We start from the raw sequence: 19,986 nt of genomic DNA, 5'->3' as shown, positions 1-19,986 counted from the left end.
GAGGGCTTGCGGGGCCTCTGACGCCGACCCGTCGATGATCTGTCACCGGCTCATGACAATGCGGACAACAGATGACGGAGGGCGGGAGGAGGTGGTGCGGGGGCCCGTGACCGCGCGCCTACACTGAGTGGGCTTCTGTGCGGATGCTGTGATGAGGGGAGGGAGCGGGCTGTGGGGGAGAACACCGAGGGCTTCACGGACCCCTCCGAAGGGGTGCTGACGGAGGCGGCCGCGGTGTTCGGGCTGCTCGCCTCGCCGGCCCGGCTGCACATCATGTGGGCCCTGTCCCAGGGGGAGAGCGACGTGACCCGCCTCGCCGACCGGGTCGGCGGCGCACTGCCCGCGGTCAGCCAGCACCTGGCGAAGCTCAGGCTGGCGGGCCTGGTGCGGTCCCGGAGGGAGGGGCGGCGGCAGATCTACTACGTGGACGATCCGGACATCGTGACCGTGGTCCGGGTGACCGTCGGCCAGCTCACCGCGCGCTCGCACCAGGTTCCGCCACCGGTTCGCCGGCTGACCGAGGCCGGGGTCTGACCGCGCGGCGCGGGGCCCGATCCGCACCGCGCGGCACGGGGGCGGTCCGCCGGGGCCGACGGCACATATGTCCGGGAGGTTTCATGAGATCCCTCACCTGTGAATTCGGGTGGGGTCTGTGCTGTCCGGGCTGTGGGTTTGTTAGATTGCGCAATCACGCAACTCAAGTAGTCCCACCCGACGCCTGCCCGTGCACCACCGCGCACGCCCGACCGTACCCCCTGCGGGCCCTACCGTTCCTGGGAGTGGAAGATGACCGACCCGTGGGACGGCCCGGGAGGCCAGGCCACGTGCAGCCGCACCGGCCGGGTGCCGGGCCAGCGCGGATCGCTGCCCGACGGGACCCGGCCGACCGGTGGCCGGGCCGCGGCCCGGCAGGCGGCCAAGTCCCGCGGCGGCAGACGCTCCCGGCGGGCCAGGCAGGCCGGGCGCGGCGGGCGGGTGATGAAGGTCCTCGGCCTCGTCACGGCCGTCCTGGTCCTGGTCACGGCCGGGGTCGGCTGGTGGTTCTACCAGCACCTCAACGGCAACATCAACAGCGTCTCCCTCGACGGCAAGGGCGGCACCGAGAAGGCCGACGCCTTCGGCCGGACCCCGATCAACATCCTGGTCATCGGTTCCGACGGCCGCACCAGCAAGGCGGACTGCAAGCTGGGCGGCGGGTGCAGTTCGACCGGCGTGCAGACCGGCAACGGCAACGCCGACGTCGAAATGGTCGTCCACATATCCGCGGACCGCTCCAACGCCACCGTCATGAGCATCCCCCGCGACACCATGGTCGACGTTCCCGCCTGCAAGGACAGCGACAGCGGCCAGTCCACCTCCGGCTTCTACGGCCAGGTCAACAGCGCCCTCCAGTACGGCCCCTCCTGCCAGGTCGCCACCATCCACCAGCTCACCGGCATCCCCATCGACCACTTCGTGAAGCTGGACTTCTCCGGCGTGGTCAAGATGTCCGACGCGGTCGGCGGTGTCTCCGTGTGCGTCAACGACAACGTGTACGACACCTACTCGCACCTGAAGCTGTCCAAGGGCACCCACACCCTCAAGGGCGAGGCCGCCCTTCAGTTCGTCCGCTCCCGGCACGGCTTCGGCGACGGCAGCGACCTCGGCCGTACCGTCTCCCAGCACATCTTCCTCAGCGCGATGATCCGCAAGTTCAAGAGCGCGGGCACGCTCACCGACCCCACCGCGGTCTACAAGCTCGCGGACGCCGCCACCAAGGCGCTCACCGTCGACGACGGCCTCGGCAGCGTCAAGAAGCTGATCTCGCTGGCCGCCGACGTGAACAAGGTCCCCACCAAGCGGATGACCTTCACCACCATGCAGACCGCGCCCGACCCCAACAACAGCAACCGCGTGGTGGTCGGATCGGGCGCCAAGGACCTCTTCGCCACGATGGCCAACGACCAGTCGCTGACCACCGGTTCGGGCAAGAAGTCCGCGGCGGCCTCGGCGACGGCGAGCGCGAAGCCCACGGCGACCGCGACCGTCCCCGCCTCCGAGATCGCCGTCACCGTCGAGAACGGCACCGACATCACCGGCCGCGCCTCCGCCATCGCGAACTCCCTGATCTCGCAGGGCTTCAGCTCCGGCACCACCACGGCCAACGCCCCCACCTCCGCGACCAGCACCACCGTGAGCTACGGCAGCGGCGACAAGGCCGAGGCGCAGACCGTCGCCAAGGCCCTGGACGTGCCCAGCTCGCACGTCAAGGCCGGCACCGGCACCGGCGTCGTCCTGGTGATCGGCAGCGACTGGACCACCGGCACCTCCTACCCGGCCAGTTCCGGCGACACCAAGGCGGCCGTGTCCAACGCCAACGCCTCGACCGCCGACGACGCCAAGACCTGCGCCAAGGTCAGCCAGTACAAGACGGTCAGCCTCAACGGGGTGCCGATGACCCCGGCCCAGGCCTACGCGGCGGCGACCAGCAAGCCCGACTCGGACGACTGAGTCCGCCGATTCCGGGGCCGGCTTGCCGGCCGGGCGCGCAGGCGTGGCGCTACGGCCGGTTGCGGGGGTGCTCGACACGGATGCGCAGCGGTGCGAGCAGGTCGTTCACGTAGTCGCGGCCGGCCGGGGTGTCCAGCTGGAGCGGGGCCTCGGACGACGGCTTGAGCAGGGCGGGGCCGTCCTCGCGCTCGTACAGGGCGCACACCTCGCCGGACAGCAGGCCCGAGTCCTGGCGCGAGGGCCAGCGCAGGCCCACCGCCCAGCCGGCCTGACCGCGGATCCAGGAGCCCCAGCGCCGGGTGCGCGGATAGGCCGGGGCCTCCGACTGCACGAGCCAGATGTCCTGGCGGACCGCCGCGAGACGGGCGTTGTCCGTGAGGTCGACCAGCGGCAGGTCGGCGGCCGCGACGACCTTCGACAGCAGCATGCCCCGCACCCTGGGCCGGGTGATGCGCCGCCGCCCGTTCGGCTGCACGCGCAGATCACGGGCCAGGGTCTCGCACAGGGCGGTCAGCGGTGACAGACCGGCGTACAGGTAGGGCAGCCGCTCCGGGCTCAACTCGTCCCGGATGTGGCAGAACCGGCCGCCGCCCCAGTGCAGGTCGGCCGGTACGGCCTTGAACTCGGTGGCGGCACGGCGTTCGCTGTGCACCCGCCACAACTCGGTGCCGGCGGGCAGCACATGCCGGTGCGGGGCCGCGCGGACGGCGGGGGCGGGGATCATCTGGTCGGGCACGTGCTCACCACTCCGGGATCTCGGCTCGCGCGGCGGACAGCAGGGCGTCGTCGGCCCCGGTGCCCAGCAGCCTCGCGGGCGCGGCGTCCAGCCACACGTTCGACCCCAGCCACCAGTCCGCGGCGCCCCACGGGTCCTCGTCGGCCGACAGCATCCTGTTGATCTCCACGACCACCGGGTACGGGGTTTTGGACACCGGGTCCAGCTGGAAGGCGGGCACGTGCTCCTCGTCCCCGCCGTCGGTGAGCGTGATCAGATACCGCAGCTCCTCCACCGTGAGGACCAGGGAAGGACGGGAGACCGAGGGTTCGGCGAGGAGCCAGGAGTCCTCGGGGTCGGGAAGGTGCGCGGGGACGGCGGGGTCGGGAAGGTACGCGGGGACGGCGGGGTCGGGAAGGTGCGCGGGGGCGCCGGGGTCGGGAAGGTGTGCGGGGGCGGCCGGCTCGTCCGCGCCCCCGGGGGCCACCGTGCCGGTCCGCAGCCGCAGCAGCGACGCCAGCAGCGACGGCTCCGCCACCGTCGGCGAGGACCCCGGGCTGAAGCGGACCCCGGACGGAGTCAGCGCCTCGCGCAGCGGATGACCGGGCGGCAGGAAGGGCTTGACGAGCGTGCGCAGTTCGTCGGCGGCGGCCTCGGGGTCCGACTCGGCCTCGGCCAGGATCTCCCGGAGCTCCGCACGCGCGGGGTCGTCCAACAGGCCTTCCAACTCGGCCCAGTTGGCCCGGATCGCCTCGACCGCGTCCGCCAGGAACGTCAACTCCACCACCCCCTCTCCGCCAGGCACCGTAACAGTGCAAAAAGAACCCTGGACCGGGATCGGCGAACAGGGCTCGTGGGAACCGTCAGTGATGCATCATTGCCTCCTGTTACGTAACGGCCCTGGGGGAGGGTCACTTTGAGCAACTCTGCGGCATACCAGTGGACCTACGTCGACGTCGAGGCGGAACGCCGGCGGGAACTGCGTGCCCGACTGGCACAGGAGACGACCCGCTCACGCCATCTGCGCGGACAGGCCAAGGCCCTGCGCCGCGCGTACGGCACGGCCAGGATCGACGTGCACATCGTCAGCGTGGCGGGCTCCGCCGACTCGGCCGAACTGGCCGCCGCGCTGGACTCGGCCCAATCGGTCAACCAGCGGGCGGAGGCCGAACTGGCCCGCGCGGCAACCGACGTGTGGTCGCTGCCAGCCGCCGAGAAGCACGCGGAGCAGGCGGGGAAGACGGACAGGACGGCGAGGACCGCGCGAACGGCGAAGGCCGGCCGGCCGGGGTCCGCTCCCGCGGCCCGGCCGAACACCGACCGCACCGACCGGGTCAGGGCCGCCGCCCTGGTCGAGGCCGAAGCGCTCCTCACCCGTGACGGGCCGTCCTGCGAACCCGACGACCTGCCCCTCTTCGCACGGCGTCTGGACGCCCTGCGCCGGGCCGGCAGCACCGAGGAGGCCCGGACCCTCCTGCACGACCTCGGCGTGCTCGTGCACAAGTCCACCCGGCGGCAGCGTGATTCGGCCCGTACGGCCGCGCTGCGGGCCCGGCTGCTCGACCGCCTGGAAGACGTCGGACCGGCGGAGCGGGAGCCGCTGGAGCGGGCCGTGCGCGAGGCACCCGACCCGTCCCACCTGGAGAACGAGGTCGACCTGGCCGTCGCCCGCGCGGACACCGCCCGGCACCGGTCCACGGTCGCCGACACCCTGATGCGGGTCCTGCGCGAACGCGACTACGCCGTCGGAGACGACTTCGCCGACCTGCTGGAGGAGAACGGCAGCGTCGTCGTGCCCTTCGGCGGGGCGGACGGCTACGGGCTGCGGCTGGCGCTCGCGCCCGACCGCCCCGGGCTCACCACGGTGCTGGTCGCCGAGTCGGAGACCGACCCGGAGACCGACCTCGACGTCCAGCACCGGTTCTGCGAGGAGCAGTTGCCCGACATCGAGGAGGCGGTGCGCGCCCACGGCGTCGACCTGGCGCGCACGTCGGTGCTGCCGCCCGGGGTGCGGCCCACGGCCGTGGTGCCCGACGGTTCCTGGCCCGACACGGGCCTCGCCCACGACCGGGACGCCGAGGACACCGAGGACGCCCAGCGGGACGAGCGGCCGGAGCGGCGCCGCAGGAAGCGGGCCAGGCCCGCGCGGTCCACCACGTACGGGCAGGAGCGCGGGCGTGAGCACTGACACCACGGGGGCCTTCCGCAAGGACGAGGCGCCGGCCGGGCCACCGGCACCCGCCCCGGCCTGGATCCGCGAGCTGGACATGGCGCTCACCGTCTATCCGCAGATCCTCCTCACCGGCAACGTGCGCGATGTCTTCCTGCTGCCCGAGGACGCCGAGGGCGGGGTCGCCGCACCCGAACCGGGTCTCCCGGCAACGCCGTTCGGCCTGGAGGAGATCATCGAGTCGCTCTGCCGTACCCGGGGCTACGGCGCCCTGGCCCGGCAGAGCATGGTCAACGACCGGGTGGTCGCCTGGCGGCTCACCAACGACCCGTTCTCCCTCCCGCCCGCCCTGCGCCGCATGGCCGAGGAGGACGCCCGCGCCGACCGCGAACGCGCCGCACGCGACGCGGGCACCGCGGCCGTCGAGGACCGGGACGACGGCGAGGACGACGGCGACATCGAGGCCGGCATCGCCCGCTTCCGGGAGATCATGATCGGCACGGTCCAGCACACGGGCCCCGCGATCGGCCTGATCATCCCCTACACCGCCCGACTCGGCTCCCCGCGCGGCCCGGTGGCCGGCGAGGCCGCCCGATTACTCGCCGCAGCCGAGGAGTTGGGCCATACCGCGCGCCCGGTCCGCGGCACCGGGGGCGTGACGCCGTACAACACGGTCTTCTGGGTGGTCGAGAAACAGGAGGACCTGCCGCTCGAATTCGCCATCGGCAGCCGGGCGTTACGGGTGATCACGGTGCCCGAGCCGCCCCACGACCAGCGGCACGCGGCCGCCCGGTTCGTGGTCGAGCGACTCGCCGGGCGCCGGCCCGGGGAACCCGAGGACACGGCACCGGCGACACCGGACGAGCAGGTGCAGGCGACCGACGCGCTGGCCCGCTCCTCGTACGGCATGGGCGTCGGGGAGATCCTCGCGGTGGGACGGATGGCCGCCGACCGGGGACTGCCGCTGAGCCGGCTCGACGAGGCCGCCCGGCTGTACCGGGTCGGGGTGCTCGACAACCCCTGGGCCACCCGGGCCGTCCGGGAGAACATCCTCCACGGCGAGGAGTACCTGAACGCGGCGGTCATCGGCCAGCCGCACGCCGTCCGGCGGACCATCGAGATCTTCATGCGCTCGGCGGCCGGACTGACCGGTGCCCAGTCCTCCAGTTCGCCCAGCAGGCCGCGCGGCACGCTCTTCCTGTCCGGGCCGACCGGGGTCGGCAAGACCGAACTCGCCAAGGGCGTCGCCAAGATGATCCTCGGCGAGGACGCCCGCCCGATCCGCTTCGACATGAGCGAGTTCGCCGAGGAGCACGCCAGGGACCGGCTGATCGGCGCCCCGCCCGGCTTCGTCGGGCACAGCGCGGGCGGCGAACTGACCAACGCCGTAAGGGCGTCGCCGATGAGCGTGCTGCTCTTCGACGAGATCGACAAGGCGCACCCCCGGCTGTTCGACCTGTTCCTGCAGATCCTGGAGGACGGCAGGCTGACCGACGGACAGGGCGCCACGGTCCACTTCACCGAGTGCGTCCTGATCTTCACCTCCAACCTGGGGGTGTCGGCCGAGGTGGTGCGGCCCAGGGGCCGGCGCGGGGAGAAGGACGCGCCGCAGGACGCCGACCCGGAGGCCGAGACGGCGAAGCGACAGCCCCGGCTCACCCGGCACGACAAGCCCGAGGACGTGCGCGAGGCATTGCGCGCGGCCTTCGACCTCTTCTTCAACGACCACATCGGACGGCCCGAACTGCGCAACCGGTTCGGCGACAGCTTCGTGCCCATGGACTTCATCCAGCCCGACTCGGTCCCGCTCATCCTCAACAAGGCGCTCGCCTCGGTGACCGGCCGGGTCCGGGAGGTGCACGGCGCCGAGCTGACGCTGGCCGACGACCCCTGGGAGGTGCTGCGCGTCGAGGCCGTCCGCCGCCTCGACCACGGCGGCCGAGGAGTGGTGACCGCCGTGGAGTCCGCGCTGGTCAACCCGCTCTCCAGAGAGCTGTTCCACGAACCCGCCCGGCCCGGCGAGCACATCGAGATCGAGGCCGTGGACGGCCGGGACGAGGCGTACACGCTGAAGGTACGGCGATGGACGTGAGGGACGTGAGGGACGAGGGCCGTCCGGGAGCGCCGCGGACCGTGCCGGAGCCGCCGGGGCCCGTGCTGCGCGTGTCCCAGGTGCTCGGACCCGTCACCGCGCTCGGCCCGGGCCGACGGCTCGGTGTGTGGGTGCAGGGCTGCCCGCTCGCCTGCGCCGGCTGCATGTCACGCCAGACCTGGGACCCCCGCGGCGGCCACGACGTGGACGTGGCCCGGCTGGCCCTGCTGTGGCGGCGCGGCCTGGCCGAGGGCTACGACGGGCTGACCGTCAGCGGCGGTGAACCGCTGGAGCAGCCGGCCGCCCTGGCCGCGCTGCTCGACGCCGCCGACCGGGTGCGCGTCGCCGACGGCCGGGCCGACGCCGACCTGCTCGTCTACACCGGCTGGGAGGACGCCGAGATCGCCGCCTCGCCCGAGGCCGCGGACGTACTGGGCCGCGCGGACGCCGTCGTCACCGGGCGGTACCGGGCGGGCGAACCCACCGCACTGGTCTGGCGCGGCTCCGCCAACCAGCGGCTGGTCGCGCGCACCGCGCTCGGCCGCCGCCGCTACGGCCCCCACCTGCGCCGCACGGCCGACCGGCCCGAACTCCAGGTGCGGGTGACGGACGGGGACGTGCACATCATCGGCGTACCGAGACCCGGCGAACTCGGCGCGCTGGAACGGGACCTGGCCGCACGCGGGGTGACCTTCCGGGAGAACACATGGCGTCCGTGACCACCCGCTACCGCTGCCCGGTGACCCCGGACGAGTGCCCGTCGTCGCCTCGGCGCGGCTTCTGCACGGTCCACGAATGGGAACGGCTCGTTCCCGAACGGGTCTACGTGACGGCGGAGCCGGAGCCGGAGGCCGGCGCGGCCGCAGGCCCCGGCGCGCGTCCCGGGGCCGGCGCCGGGACCCGGGAGGGAGCCGGCCGGACCCGGGGCCGTCCCCAGGCACCGGCCGACAGCCCCCGGGACCGCACCGCCCGCCCGGAGGCCGAACCGGACCGTCGTGCGCCTCGGGAGCGGACGGCCCGCCCGGAGGCCGAACCGGACCGCCGTACGTCCGGGGCGCGGAGCGCCGGGCCCGTCACCCGGCGGCAGCCCCCACCGGCGTCCGGTCGCGGGGCCGCATCCGCGCCCGCCGGGCCCGCCGCACCCTGCCTCGCCCTCGTGCTCGGCGGCGCCCTCGTCCCCGTGCGCGCCGAAGGGCAGGCCCCCACCCGGCTGGGCCGGGACGCCCCCGACTGCGCCCACGTACCGGGCCTGGCCGGGCTCGACCAGCTCTCCCGGCACCACGCCGAGCTGGCCTGGCACGCGGGCCGGCTCTACATCACCGACCTGGGCTCGGCCAACGGCACGTACGTCGACGGACAGTCCGTCACCCGCCCCGCCCAGCTCTGGCCGGGCACCCACCGCCTCCGGCTGGCCGAGGACGTGGACGTGACCCTCGTGGAACTCGACGAGTACGGCGCGCCCCGCTGACCCGCCCGCCGCGGACTCCCCGCACCACAGCCACCCGTACGACGCCCGCCAACGCGCCGGGCACCCAGGATCATTCGAGGACCCCGTATGGCCGAGAACCCGACCGAGGAGCCCGAGGGCCCCGCCGACCCGCCGGGCCGGGCACCGAGCCCGCCGACCCGCCGGCAACGGCGGCCCAGGACCACCCCCGCGAGCCCGCCGACACGAGTGCAGCGTCAGAGCCCGGCCCACCAGGGCCCGTCGGACCCGGCCGCCGCGCCCCCGTCGCCGCAGAGCCCGCCCACCCGTGTCCAGCGCCCGGACCCGGGGCGCCAGGGCCCACCGGACCCGGCCGCCGGGCCCGCCGCCCCGCAGAGCCCGCCCACCCGGGTGCAGCGGTCCGGCACCGCGTCCCCGGCGAGCCCGCCGACCCCGGTGCAGGGGGCCCGGCCCGCGGAGTCGTCCCCGGAGGCCCGGACCCGTCCCGCCCGCTCCACGCAGCCGCCCACCCGCCGCGATCCCACCACCGCCCACGCCGAGTTCCCCCAGGCCCTGCGCGACCGCTACGAGCCGCACGGCATCGCGGGCGCCGGCAGCGAGGGGGTGGTCTGGCACGTGCGCAGGCTGACCGACGGCACCGACGCGGCGGTGAAGATCGCCCACCCGGGCCAGGCCATGGACCTGGACACCCTCGAACACCTCGCGACCCCCGCCTTCCGCCGGCACGTCCCGCGCATCCACGAGTTCGGCGACATCGCGATCGGCGGGACGGTGTGCGGCTGGGTGGCGATGGAGTACCTGCCGACCACGTTCGAGGACCACCTCGCCCGCAGACTGCGCGACGGGAAACCGCGCGAGGAACGGGCCCGGACCGAGCGGACCGTACGCGAACTCGCCGACCTGCTCGACTTCTGGCAGACCCGCATCGACCGCAACCCGCTGGACCTGAAGCCCGCCAACATCCTCGTCCGGCAGAGCCACGGCGGCACCGGGAAGGAGAACGACGGCCGGTTCCAGCTGGTCGTCGCGGACTTCGGCGGCGTGGCCAGGTTCACCGTCAGCCAGAGCTACCGCGACTTCCAGATCACCGCGCTCTACATGGCGCCCGAGCAGATCGTGAACCAGAACCTCAAGGCCACCCCGTGGTGGACCCTCGGCCTCGTCCTGTACCAGGTGTTCACCGGACGCCCGCTGTACGTCCTCGGCGACGACGCCCGCATCACCGACGAGGCGTGGACCCGCGCCCTGATCGTCAACCACGAGGTCGACCTGTCCGCCGTCACGGACGCCCGGCAGAACCTGCTGCTCCAGGGCCTGCTCACCAAGGACCCCGACGACCGCTGGACCGCCGCCGAGGTACGCCGCTGGCTCAAGGGCGACACACCGCAGGTCGTCCGCCCCGCCGCACCGGACGCCGCGCCCACCGCCGCCCGCCACGCCAACAGCCCCATCACCTTCCGCGGCACCGCCCACCACGAGGCCGAGAGCCTCGCCGCGGCGATGGCGCGGCACTCCCAGGAGGCGGCGGACTGGCTCGCCGCGGACGGCGGGCAGCGGCTGGCGACCTGGCTGACGAAGGAACTCAAGGACACCTCGTACGACAGCGGTCAGCTGCTCGAACTCAAGCGCGGACCGGACCGGCCGGTACGTGCCGCGGTGGCCGCGCTCGCCTTCGTCGCCGTGTTCGCGCCGACCGCGACCCCGCAGTACCGGGGCCGGCGCGTGGACGCGGACGGCATCGCGCGGATCGCCCAGGGGCAGGGCGCGGTCGCGTTCATCGACGAGCTGCTCAAGGCCAACGTGCCGACGGTGGCCGCCGGTTTCCGCTGCGGCCACACCGGGTGCGCCGACGGCCGCTGCGAGGTGCTGCTCGCGCTGGCCGAGGAACTCCCGCGCACCATCGAGGACGTCCGCGCCCGGGCCCGCACGCTGGGCCGCCGTACCGGCGGCGACGGCGGCCGCGCCGGCCGGCTGGACCAGCGTGAGACGAACGCCGCCTACGGGCTGGCCGCCGCGCTCATCGTGCACCCGGGACAGCGCGGGCGGGCCCTGCTGCCGCTCACCGGACTGCCCGGTCCGCTGGCCGCGTTCCTTGCGAAGGCGCCCGTGGGGGTGCTCGCCCTGCTGGCCCGTCTCGGTACGCTGCGCCACCGGTCGAACGCGCTGATCCACGGCCGGGCGGCGGACGCCGGGTTCCTGCGGCGCTGGGCGGAGCTGCACCGCCGGGCGGCCGGCGGCGATGTGCGGACCGTGCCCGGCCGGGCGGCGCTGGTCGCCGCGGCCGTGCTGCTGCCGAGAGCGCTGCGCGCCGACGCGATCGGACAGGACCACACGGTCACCCTCACCGAGTGGTGGGCCACGGCCTGGCCCCCGCTGGCCCGCCGCCTGACCGCGGGCGCCGCCCTGTTCACCGCGTTCTGGCTGCTGATCTGGTCCGGCGCGATGCTGCGCTTCGTGCACGACAGCGGGCTCGGCGGCGACGCCCTCGACCCCGCCGACCGGCTCGTCGCCCCGCTGGCCCGCGCCGCCGACCTCGCCTCCGCGGCCCAGACCGGGCTGTGCGCGGTGGCCCTGGCCGGCGCGGTGGCGTACGCGGCGGCCCCGGCCAGGATCTCCGGCCGGCTGCTGCTGGCGGGGGCGGCCGTGGCGGCGTACGCCGGCTGGGCACGCCCCGATCTGCCTCCGCTGCACCCGTTGCACGCCCCCGACTGGCTGACCGGGCGCATGCGTGACTTCCTGGGCGGCTGGAAGAGCTGGAACGGCGTCACGGCCCTGCTGCTCGTCCCGCTGGTCTGTGTGCTGCTGGCGGTCGTGGCCCGCCGCCAACTCGGCCTGGCCCGCACCGCAGAGGAGGAGCAGGCCCGGCTGCGGCGCGAGCGGGCCGAGCAGCGCCGGGCCCGGGCCGGGCTGCCCAGGCGCCCGTACGAGAACCCGACGCGCTGGCGCACCGGCCCGCGCGGCACCCGCGACCGCGCGCTGTTCGCGGTGTCCGCGCTGTTCACCCTGCTCGCCCTGTTGTGGGCGGCGGTCGAGACCCGGGTCGCGCTCGACGGCGACCATCCGACGCTCGCCTCCTGGGGGACCGGGCGGCAGGGCGCCTCCTACCAGTCGCAGTACCTGCTGGTCTGCGCGGCGGTCTGCGCCCTGGCCGCGTGCGCCGCACCGGCGCTCGCCCGCCGGGTGCTGGGGTGGGCGGCGGTCGCGGTGACTCTGCTCGGCCTGTGGCCCCCGCCCGTGGAACCCGCCCGCGCGCTGAGCCTGCCCGTGGCGCCCGACCTGTTCACCGGCCTCGCGGAGGTGTGGGGGCACGCGGCCTTCTGGGCGGCGCTGCTGCTCGCGCTGCCGCTGAGCCTGTACGCGGCGGGATTCGCGGTACGCCGGACCCGGCGCGCGGCACGATGACGGCGCCGGCCGCCGGGCCGCTCGAACTCCTCGATCACGCCGAGGAACTGCTCGAACTCCACGACGAGCAGGACCGCCCGGAGGAGGCCGGCGGGTCCTGGCGGCGCTGCCGCGACGTCCTGCTGCACGCCCGCGACCTGCTGGAGGAAGAGGCGGCGGACGCGGACCCGAGGGCGCTGGCCCGGGCCCGGTTCCTGCTGGGTCTCACCCTGTCGGTGGGCTTCTGGCAGGCCGTGGCGGGCCACGCCGAGGCCTACGGCGTCCAGGACCCGCCGGGCCTGCGTGACCGGGCCGCACCTCTGCTCGCCCTGGCCCGCGCGACCCTGCCCCCGGACACCCCGGAGTACGCGACCGCCTGCGTCCGCCTCGGCCTCCTGCTGCACGCCCGGCACGAGGCCGCAGGAGCCCCGGACGCGGACCGGGACGATCCCGCGCCGGGCGCTCAGACCGACGAGACCGGGCCCCCCACCGGAACCGGCGCTCCGACAGCCACAGCCACAGCCACCGCCGATGCCGAAACCGACGACACCACGCGGGACGGAGCCAGCCCCGGCGACATCACCCCTGATGGCTCCCGTTCTGGTGACATCACGCGGGACGCCGCCCGTTCTGGTGACATCACGCGGGACGGCGCCCGTTCTGCTGACACCACGCCTGACGGCGCCCGCCTCCGCGGCATCACCCCCGACGGCTCCCGCCCCGACGATCTCGACGATGCTCTCGTCGCCTTCGGGGACGGGCTGCCGCTGCTCGGGGACGACGTGCATCCCGGTCTCTTCGTCAGCTACGGCTGCGCGCTCGCCGACCGTCACGACCGGGACCGGGCCGGGAACGACCTGCGGGAGGCGGCCGGCGTGCTCGGGGCGGTGCTCGACGCGCTGCGGCCGGCCGAGTGGGAGCCCGCAGAGGACGGCGGCGGCTCCTGGGCGGACGAGGCCGACGAGATCGAGACCGAGGCCCGGGTCCGCCTCGCCCGGCTCTTCCTGGACTCCTCAGACACCCCCGAACTCGCCCACCCGCACCTTGAGCTGCTCGCCGCGACGCTGCCGGAGGAGCACGGCTCACGGGTCTTCGCCGCCGCGCACCTCGTGGACGTCTACCGCGAACGCGGTGACGGCCGGGTCGCCCCCGGGGACCGCCCCGCCTATGTCGCCCGGCTGCGCGACCTGTACCGGCTGCTCGACCGCGAGAGCCCCTACCACGCCCAGGCGACCGCGATGCTCGGCGCGGCACTCGCCGAGCGGGACGAGTCCGCCGGGTCCGGCACCGCACCGACCGCGGAGAACGAAGAGGCGGTGGGGCTGCTGCGGGAGGCGCTCGACACCCTCGCCGAGGACGACGACCGGCGCCCGCCCAGCCACGCCGTCCTCGGCTGCCTGCTGAACTCCCTGCGCGAACGCCACCCCGACCGGTACGACAACGACGAGGCGCTGCGCCACCTGGAACGGGCCGTCGAGCTGTACCCGCCCGACGACCCGGTGCGCAGCGACCTGCTCAACCAGCTCGCGCACGCGGCCATCGTCAGGGACGACCGGGGCCACGGCGACCTCGAAGGCGTCGACCGTACGATCGCGCTGCTCAACGAGTCGATGCGGGTGCCGTCGCACACACCGGGGTTCGGCTCGCAGGCGCACGGCGCGTACGCCGCCGCGCTCAGCCAGCGCCACGCCCTGTCCCACTCCGCCGACGACCTGGACGCGGCGATCCGTCATCTCACCCTGGCGTTCCGGCAGACCGCGCTGGACGACGTGAACCGGGTCGTGTACCTCCAGAACCTGGCCGTCAACCTCTACCAGCGCTACCAGACCGGCGGCGACCTCCAGGACCTGGAGGCCGCGGTCCGCTACATGCAGGAGGTCGGTGCCGTCCTCGACGGCGGCGACACCGGGGCGTCCATCGACCTGTACCTGATCGAGCGGGACCGGGCCCACCTCGAACACGGCCTGGTGCAGCTCCAGTTCATGTACGCCGTCACCGCCCGCTCCCGGTCCGGGACGGCGGCGGCCGTCGAGTCGATGCGCCGGCTGCGGGAGACCCTGGACGAGGACGACCCCGAACGCCTGCCGATCGACGCGGACTTCGGCCTGATGTTGCTCATCCTGTCCTTCAGCGGCGGCAGCACGCGGGACCGGGTGGAGGGCCTGGCCCTCATGGCGGAGACCGCCCAGGCGCTGCCCGAGAACCATCCCGACCGGCCCAGGATGCTGCTGCGCACGGCGGGCGCGCTGCTGATGACGTCGTTCTCGCCGTACAACAGGCGGGGCGTCGAGTCGGCCGAGAAGATGCTCCAGGACATCCTCGACGCCGTGCCGCAGGAGAGCCAGGAGGGCCTCAGGGCCGCCGCGTTGACCGCCGTGCTGAGCCGCAACCGCTTCCTGCAAGGGCGTGCCCCCGCCGACGCCGACCGGGCCGTCGAGGTGGCGCGGGCCGCCCGCGAGCACCTCGCGGACCGGCCCCCGTCCCCGGTGGGCACCTTCCTCACCAACGTCCTCGCCGACTCCCTGCGGCTGCGCTCGGCCCCCGGCGACGACGCGGACGGGCGGCGCACGGGTATCGCCGGGCTGCGCGAGGCGGCGACCGTCGTCCTGCTCCAGGCCGCCGCCGAACCGGCGCTCCAGATGGCCCGCTCCGCCGCCGACCGGGCGCTGCACATCGCCCGCTGGTGTCTTGGGGACGGCGAACTGGCCGCCGCGGTGGAGGCGTTGGAGCTGGGGCGCGGGCAGGTGCTGCACGCCTCCACGACCACCGCCGACGTGCCCGCGCTGCTGCGCGAGGCCGACCGGGCCGACCTCGCCGAGGAGTGGGAGAGCGGCGGCCGGCCGGCACCGGCCGGCGGCCTGGCGGCGCTGGTCGACGGCCCCGGCTCGCTGCTCGGCACGCTCGGCGAGGGCGCCGAACTCCCGCTCCCCGACGACCTCCGCCGCCGTACGCTCACCGCGCTGGCCCGCTCCCGTGCGGGCACGGTCCTGATGGCGCCGCCCACGGTCGACGAGATCGCCGCCGCCCTGCGCGGCACCGGGGCCCATGCGCTGGTCTACCTGCTGCCACCCGGAGGATCCCGCGCCGGCACGGCGGTGGTGGTGACACACGAATCCCACGTCGGCACGGTCGAGTTCGGCCTGCTCCAGAGCGGCGGACTGGACATCCTCGCCACCTGCCGCACCGCCCACCGCGACCGCCAGGAGGCCCTGGACCACTCCGGCGACCCGGACGTCCACGAGGCCGCGCACACCCGCTGGCGCTCCGCGCTCACCGAACTCTGCGACTGGGCGGGCCCGGTGGTGATGGGCCCGCTCATCCGCTCGCCCCTGATCCGCGAGGCGGGCCCCGAACCCCACCTGGTCCTGGTCCCGTTCGGCGACCTCGGCGGCATCCCCTGGCACGCGGCCCTGCTCAGCAGCGGACTGCGGCACGGCGGCCGTCCGGTGCGCGCGCTGGAGCGCCTGACGATCTCGTACGCGGCCTCGGCCCGCCAGCTCCACGAGGTGGTGAGCCGCCCGCGCCTGCCCTTCGACGCCCGCCCGGTGATCGTCGGCAACCCCGACGGCACGCTGCCCGGCGCGGCCACCGAGGCCCGCCAGATCCACGCGGCGCTCTACGCGTCGGGCCGGCTCCTCGGCCGGGTGCGCCGGGCCGCCGGCCCCGGTACCCCCGCCGAGATCCTGGCCGCGCTCCCCGGCGCCGCAGGGGCCGGAGCCTCCGTCCTCCACCTCGCCTGCCACGCCCGCCCGTCGGGCAACTCACCTCTGGACGCCTGTCTGTTGCTGGCCCCGCCTGCGGACGGCGGCACCGGACGGCTGCCGGTCCGCGAGATCCTCCGCCAGGCCCGGGGCCGCCCGCCCGGTTCCCCCGGCGGCCTGGTCGTGCTCGACGCCTGCGTCAGCGACCACACCACCGGCGACTTCGACGAGGCCCTCACCCTGTCCACGGCGTTCCTGGCCGCCGGTGCGACCGGGGTCGTCGGCTCGCGCTGGGAGGTACCGGACGGTCTGACGGCGCTGATGATGTACGTCTTCCACGACCGCCTCCGTACCGGCGCGACACCCGTACGGGCCCTGCGCCAGGCCCAGTTGTGGCTCCTCGACCCGGACCGTGTGCTCCCGGGCGACATGCCCCGCCCGATCGCGGACATCCTTCACGACGGGGACCCTTCGGCCCTGGAACTGTGGGCGGCCTTCGCCTGTCAGGGACACTGAAACCAACCGGTGAGACGGGGGAGGGGGACGATGGACTCGGCCGTGACGGGCCTGCTGGTGGCGGTCGTCGGCGTGGGCGGCACACTCGGTTCGGCCTGGCTGACCCAGCGCCACGGGGACGGGCTGCGGCGCGAGGAGCTGGACCGGCTCGAACGCGTCCGCCTCGCCGAACTCGCCGACCGGCGGAGGCAGTCGGGGCGGGAGGCCCGCCAGACCGCGTACACGGAACTCAACGCGGCGGCCCGCCACTACCTGGCGACCCTCAACGACCACGCGCACGTGCTGGACATCGGGGGCGACCCGGAGGTGTCCCTGGCCGAGGTGGAGACGGCCCGGGTGGACTACCGCCGCCGCTACGCCGAGGCCCAGATGATCGTGCCGGACACGGTGCTGGCGGAGGTACGGAAGGTCGACAGGGGACTGGGCTCGGTCTACGGCAGCCTGGCCCGCGCCACCCGCGACAGGGCCCGCGACGGCGACGAACCGGACCGCGTCCGCACGGTGGTCAGGCAGGGCTGGCGGGACCTGTCGGGCATGCGCGCGGCCATGCGGACCGACCTGGACGTGACGGGCCCGACGTACGACTGAGGCCGCCGTGCGGATCCGTGCGGATCCGTGCGGCTACCCGCCGGCACGGGGTCCGTGACAGAGTCCTGCTGCATGATCAGGGCGATCGGACCCGACCCGCGCGCGCGAACACCGAGGTGAGAGATGCGTTTCACCACCCGCCCCACCCTCCAGGGCACCTTCGGCATGGAGTTGTCCACGGGGTGGGGCTGACCTGCGTTGATGCCACCGCATCAGGGGCTTACCTGCGCGGATGCGTCTTTCAGAGCGTTTCAGGTTCGTGCTGCGTTATGCAGCCGATCCTCCCCACGCGCTCCCCGGCGGAGCGGATACTCCCCAGATTCTCCCCGGGGAAAGCCGGCGTGACCTGCGACAGGGCAGCGGAACCAATTGGTTAGGCGAACACGACAAGTGACTGTCGCCGATGTCCGCTCCCTGCCGGGTAGTTTCGACTGCGGTCAGATGTCCCGGAAGAGACCAGTCACTCGGCTGATCTGCAGGAACGATCGACCACCAGTCGCTGACCTGCGGAAACGACCGGAGTTGGCTGGTCGTGTTGCCGAGCGGGAGGCTGTGCTGTCCCGGCTGGAGATCACCCGGGAGTCGATGACGATGACGGAGATCCTGTCCGGCGAGGGGGCGGTGACGGTGTCCGTGGACGAGGCCACGGAGGAAGTCTTGCTGCCGGTGGAGGAGAGCGGGGCGGGATCGCCGGTCGGGGTGCGGTTGGTGCCGCAGTGGGAGCCGGGGGTCGAGGCGGATGTGCTGCCTCGCTCGTACCGGGACGTCGTGGAGGTGTTGCAGGACGCGGTGCATCCGATGCGGGCGCATCATCTGTGCGCCGCGCTGGGGTTGCCGACGGACAAGAACAAGGTGGAGGGGTTCCGTTCGAAGCTGAAACGGCTGGTGGAGCGGGGCTGGCTGGCCGAGGACGAGCCGGGCCTGTTCGCGTGGGGCGGTGCGGGGCGGGCGGGCGCGGGTGCGCCTGAACGCAGCGTATGAAACGGCCGCGGCGGCTGACCCCTTTGCCCGCGTGTTTTCTTCCCTCACTTCTCTGGCCACCCGCCTCTCCAGCCCCGAAGCACTCACCGCGACGCATGAACAGACTGAGGCCGACGTCGAAGCGGGCTCCCGGGAACTGGGGCGACTGCTCCTGCAGGCCCATCTCGAGTGGCGGGCCCGCCACGAGGAGGACCACCTGTCCGCTCTCGGTCCGCATGAGCGGGCCGCGCTCGTCGGCGGCCGGAGCAGGCTGGAGAAGGGCCACCGGCGGCAACGGGCCACCGTGCCGGGGCCGGTGACCGTGACCCGATTACGACCAGGCCCTGGCAACGGGCTGGCCGATCGCCAGCGGCGCCGTCGAAGGAGCAGCCCGCCATCTGGTCGCCGACAGAGTCGACATCACCGGCAGCAGGTGGACAGTCCCCGGCGCCGAAGCCGTCCTCACCCTCCGCACCGTCATCAGCAACGACGACTTCCCCGGCTACTGGATCTTCCACGCGCGGAAAGAGCACGAACGGCTCCATCCCCTACCCGACCAGCACATCTACGCACTTCAAGCCTGACACGGGAACTCACTCAGACAGAGCCGCACCCATCCCTCATGCCTGAGGCCAGTTGGGTCATCTCGGGGCAAGCGGCGGTGAGTTTGGCCAGGAGCTCGTACTGCTCGGCCTTGAGGTTGTCGGGCCTGGTCAGCAGCATCCGGGCGAGTCGACGTGGTGATATATGGCTTCAGTCGGCGTCTGCGCGGCCTTGGTTGACGTACTTGAGCAGGTAGTAGAACACAGCTCGCTCCTCTACCAGCTCCCCGCTGGAGCTGGTCTTTCCCCAGGCCAGGCCAGTCGTAGCGCGCCCGGAGTGGTGTGCACCTGTCGTCATGTGTGGCCATGTTCGGTCGTGTCGATGCTGACCCATTGCTGAGTTCCTTGATGGATCGTCAGGCAATCTGTGCTTGGGGGTGAGGCAGGTGGGACCCTGTTTCCCGGTCACCGTGCCTCCTGTCAGCTCCAAGACCTCGACCTCGCAGAAACGTCGCTCGGTTGGAAGCGGACCGACGTGTCTGCCGCCCCTTCGGGTGCGGTCGTTGACCGTTCTTGTGGCGACGTGGCGGGTCAGACATAGTCTCATTGGTTTTCGTTCCAACAGGGCGGGTGCGATCTCGCCTTCGAAGTGCACGGACGTCAGCGCCCGCTGGTCACCCGCACTCGCGAACGCCACCAGCAGATCCACGAACGCATCGAACGCGGCGACGGCCTGCGCGCCATCGCCCGTGAACTACGCCTCAGCCGCGGCACCGTCCTGCGCTTCGCACGGGCCGCCGATGTCGAGCAGCTCCTCGTCGCGGCAACCCACCGCCCCTGCGTGATCGATGACTACCGGCTCTACCTGCATCACCGGTGGATGGAGGGCTGCACCAACGCCGCCGCACTCACCCGTGAAATCCAGCAACTGGGTTACCGCGACGACATCAGCACCGTCCGCCGCCACCTGCAGCCCTACCGCACCGGGGCAGTCCCAACGGATTCTCCGCTGCCCCACCTGACCATCCGCCGGGTCACCGATTGGATCACGCGCTGGTGATGGCGATTCGTGAAAGTTCAGCGATATGCCTGACAGCTACACGAGGGGTGTTCAGGCATCTCGGCGATGACTCGATGGGCTCGCTGTTTCCGGGGCCTGTGCTGGTTCAGTCCAAAACGTTCCACGTCCACGCAAGGGCAGCGCTCCTGTCAGGCTCACGTCCGAATTGGAATTTCCGCTGGTTTCCTTGGAGGTTGATGAACAGATTGAAGTGTCCTGCGACAGCAAGCGGGCCTTGACCCCGGAGTTTGAACACGTCTATGCGGCTCGGGCCAGGGTAGTTGGTGTTGGGTGGACGGTGATCTCGTAGGTGATCGGGGCTCG

Annotated in this window: 13 protein-coding genes and 2 pseudogenes; 12 read left to right on the top strand and 3 right to left on the bottom strand. The window is 73.4% G+C overall.

The window, feature by feature from the left end:
• Positions 1-171 precede the first annotated feature (171 nt).
• Together ACZ619_RS24930 and ACZ619_RS24925 are read left to right on the top strand one after the other, a co-directional pair.
• Positions 172-534 (top strand): ArsR/SmtB family transcription factor, encoded by a 363-nt coding sequence (locus ACZ619_RS24930; protein WP_469602897.1) that lies wholly within the window; start codon positions 172-174, stop codon positions 532-534.
• 252 nt (positions 535-786) lie between these two features.
• Positions 787-2,490: an LCP family protein gene (locus tag ACZ619_RS24925; RefSeq protein ID WP_469602895.1), complete on the top strand. Its 1,704-nt coding sequence runs from the start codon at positions 787-789 to the stop codon at positions 2,488-2,490.
• Positions 2,491-2,539: 49 nt separating this feature from the next.
• Here the strand turns inward: ACZ619_RS24925 and ACZ619_RS24920 are convergent, their stop codons facing one another.
• Positions 2,540-3,226, bottom strand: coding sequence for an RES family NAD+ phosphorylase (locus tag ACZ619_RS24920; protein ID WP_469602892.1), 687 nt, complete (start codon positions 3,224-3,226; stop codon positions 2,540-2,542).
• A 4-nt stretch (positions 3,227-3,230) separates the two neighbouring features.
• On the bottom strand, positions 3,231-4,010 hold the full coding sequence (locus ACZ619_RS24915) for a hypothetical protein (protein ID WP_469602890.1): 780 nt from the start codon (positions 4,008-4,010) through the stop codon (positions 3,231-3,233).
• A 111-nt stretch (positions 4,011-4,121) separates the two neighbouring features.
• Here ACZ619_RS24915 and ACZ619_RS24910 point away from each other — a divergent pair, with 111 nt between their 5' ends.
• The 9 genes and pseudogenes from ACZ619_RS24910 to ACZ619_RS24870 form a co-directional block, all read left to right on the top strand.
• Complete coding sequence (locus ACZ619_RS24910) at positions 4,122-5,393, top strand: hypothetical protein (protein ID WP_469602887.1); 1,272 nt, start codon at positions 4,122-4,124, stop codon at positions 5,391-5,393.
• Positions 5,383-7,467 (top strand): AAA family ATPase, encoded by a 2,085-nt coding sequence (locus ACZ619_RS24905; protein WP_469602884.1) that lies wholly within the window; start codon positions 5,383-5,385, stop codon positions 7,465-7,467. Before ACZ619_RS24910 ends, ACZ619_RS24905 begins: the two co-directional genes overlap by 11 nt.
• Positions 7,458-8,186 (top strand): 4Fe-4S single cluster domain-containing protein, encoded by a 729-nt coding sequence (locus ACZ619_RS24900; RefSeq protein ID WP_469602882.1) that lies wholly within the window; start codon positions 7,458-7,460, stop codon positions 8,184-8,186. The genes ACZ619_RS24905 and ACZ619_RS24900 overlap by 10 nt, the downstream gene beginning before the upstream one ends.
• A complete protein-coding gene (locus tag ACZ619_RS24895; RefSeq protein ID WP_469602879.1) occupies positions 8,174-8,935 on the top strand; it encodes an FHA domain-containing protein in 762 nt (253 codons plus the stop codon). Before ACZ619_RS24900 ends, ACZ619_RS24895 begins: the two co-directional genes overlap by 13 nt.
• A gap of 87 nt (positions 8,936-9,022) precedes the next feature.
• Positions 9,023-12,316 carry a protein kinase domain-containing protein gene (locus ACZ619_RS24890; RefSeq protein ID WP_469602876.1) on the top strand — a complete coding sequence of 1,098 codons (3,294 nt, stop codon included), beginning with the start codon at positions 9,023-9,025 and terminating at the stop codon, positions 12,314-12,316.
• On the top strand, positions 12,313-16,512 hold the full coding sequence (locus ACZ619_RS24885) for a CHAT domain-containing protein (protein WP_469602873.1): 4,200 nt from the start codon (positions 12,313-12,315) through the stop codon (positions 16,510-16,512). The genes ACZ619_RS24890 and ACZ619_RS24885 overlap by 4 nt, the downstream gene beginning before the upstream one ends.
• 30 nt (positions 16,513-16,542) lie before the next feature.
• Positions 16,543-17,100, top strand: a complete 558-nt coding sequence (locus ACZ619_RS24880) for a hypothetical protein (protein WP_469602870.1) — start codon at positions 16,543-16,545, stop codon at positions 17,098-17,100.
• Between the two features lie 552 nt (positions 17,101-17,652).
• Complete coding sequence (locus tag ACZ619_RS24875; protein ID WP_469602867.1) at positions 17,653-18,081, top strand: hypothetical protein; 429 nt, start codon at positions 17,653-17,655, stop codon at positions 18,079-18,081.
• Between the two features lie 311 nt (positions 18,082-18,392).
• A pseudogene (locus tag ACZ619_RS24870) lies at positions 18,393-18,644 on the top strand (ISKra4 family transposase); the annotation flags it as partial.
• A gap of 34 nt (positions 18,645-18,678) precedes the next feature.
• Here ACZ619_RS24870 and ACZ619_RS24865 read toward each other — a convergent pair.
• Positions 18,679-18,855: pseudogene (locus ACZ619_RS24865) on the bottom strand (ISL3 family transposase); the annotation flags it as partial.
• A gap of 396 nt (positions 18,856-19,251) precedes the next feature.
• Between ACZ619_RS24865 and ACZ619_RS24860 the strand changes: the two are divergent.
• Positions 19,252-19,662: a hypothetical protein gene (locus ACZ619_RS24860; protein WP_469602864.1), complete on the top strand. Its 411-nt coding sequence runs from the start codon at positions 19,252-19,254 to the stop codon at positions 19,660-19,662.
• The last annotated feature ends 324 nt before the right edge of the window (positions 19,663-19,986 follow it).

This window comes from Streptomyces sp. NPDC104367 (genome assembly GCF_055583825.1).
Note: the sequence above shows the minus strand (reverse complement) of the source record. Positions and strands in the feature narration are given on the sequence as shown.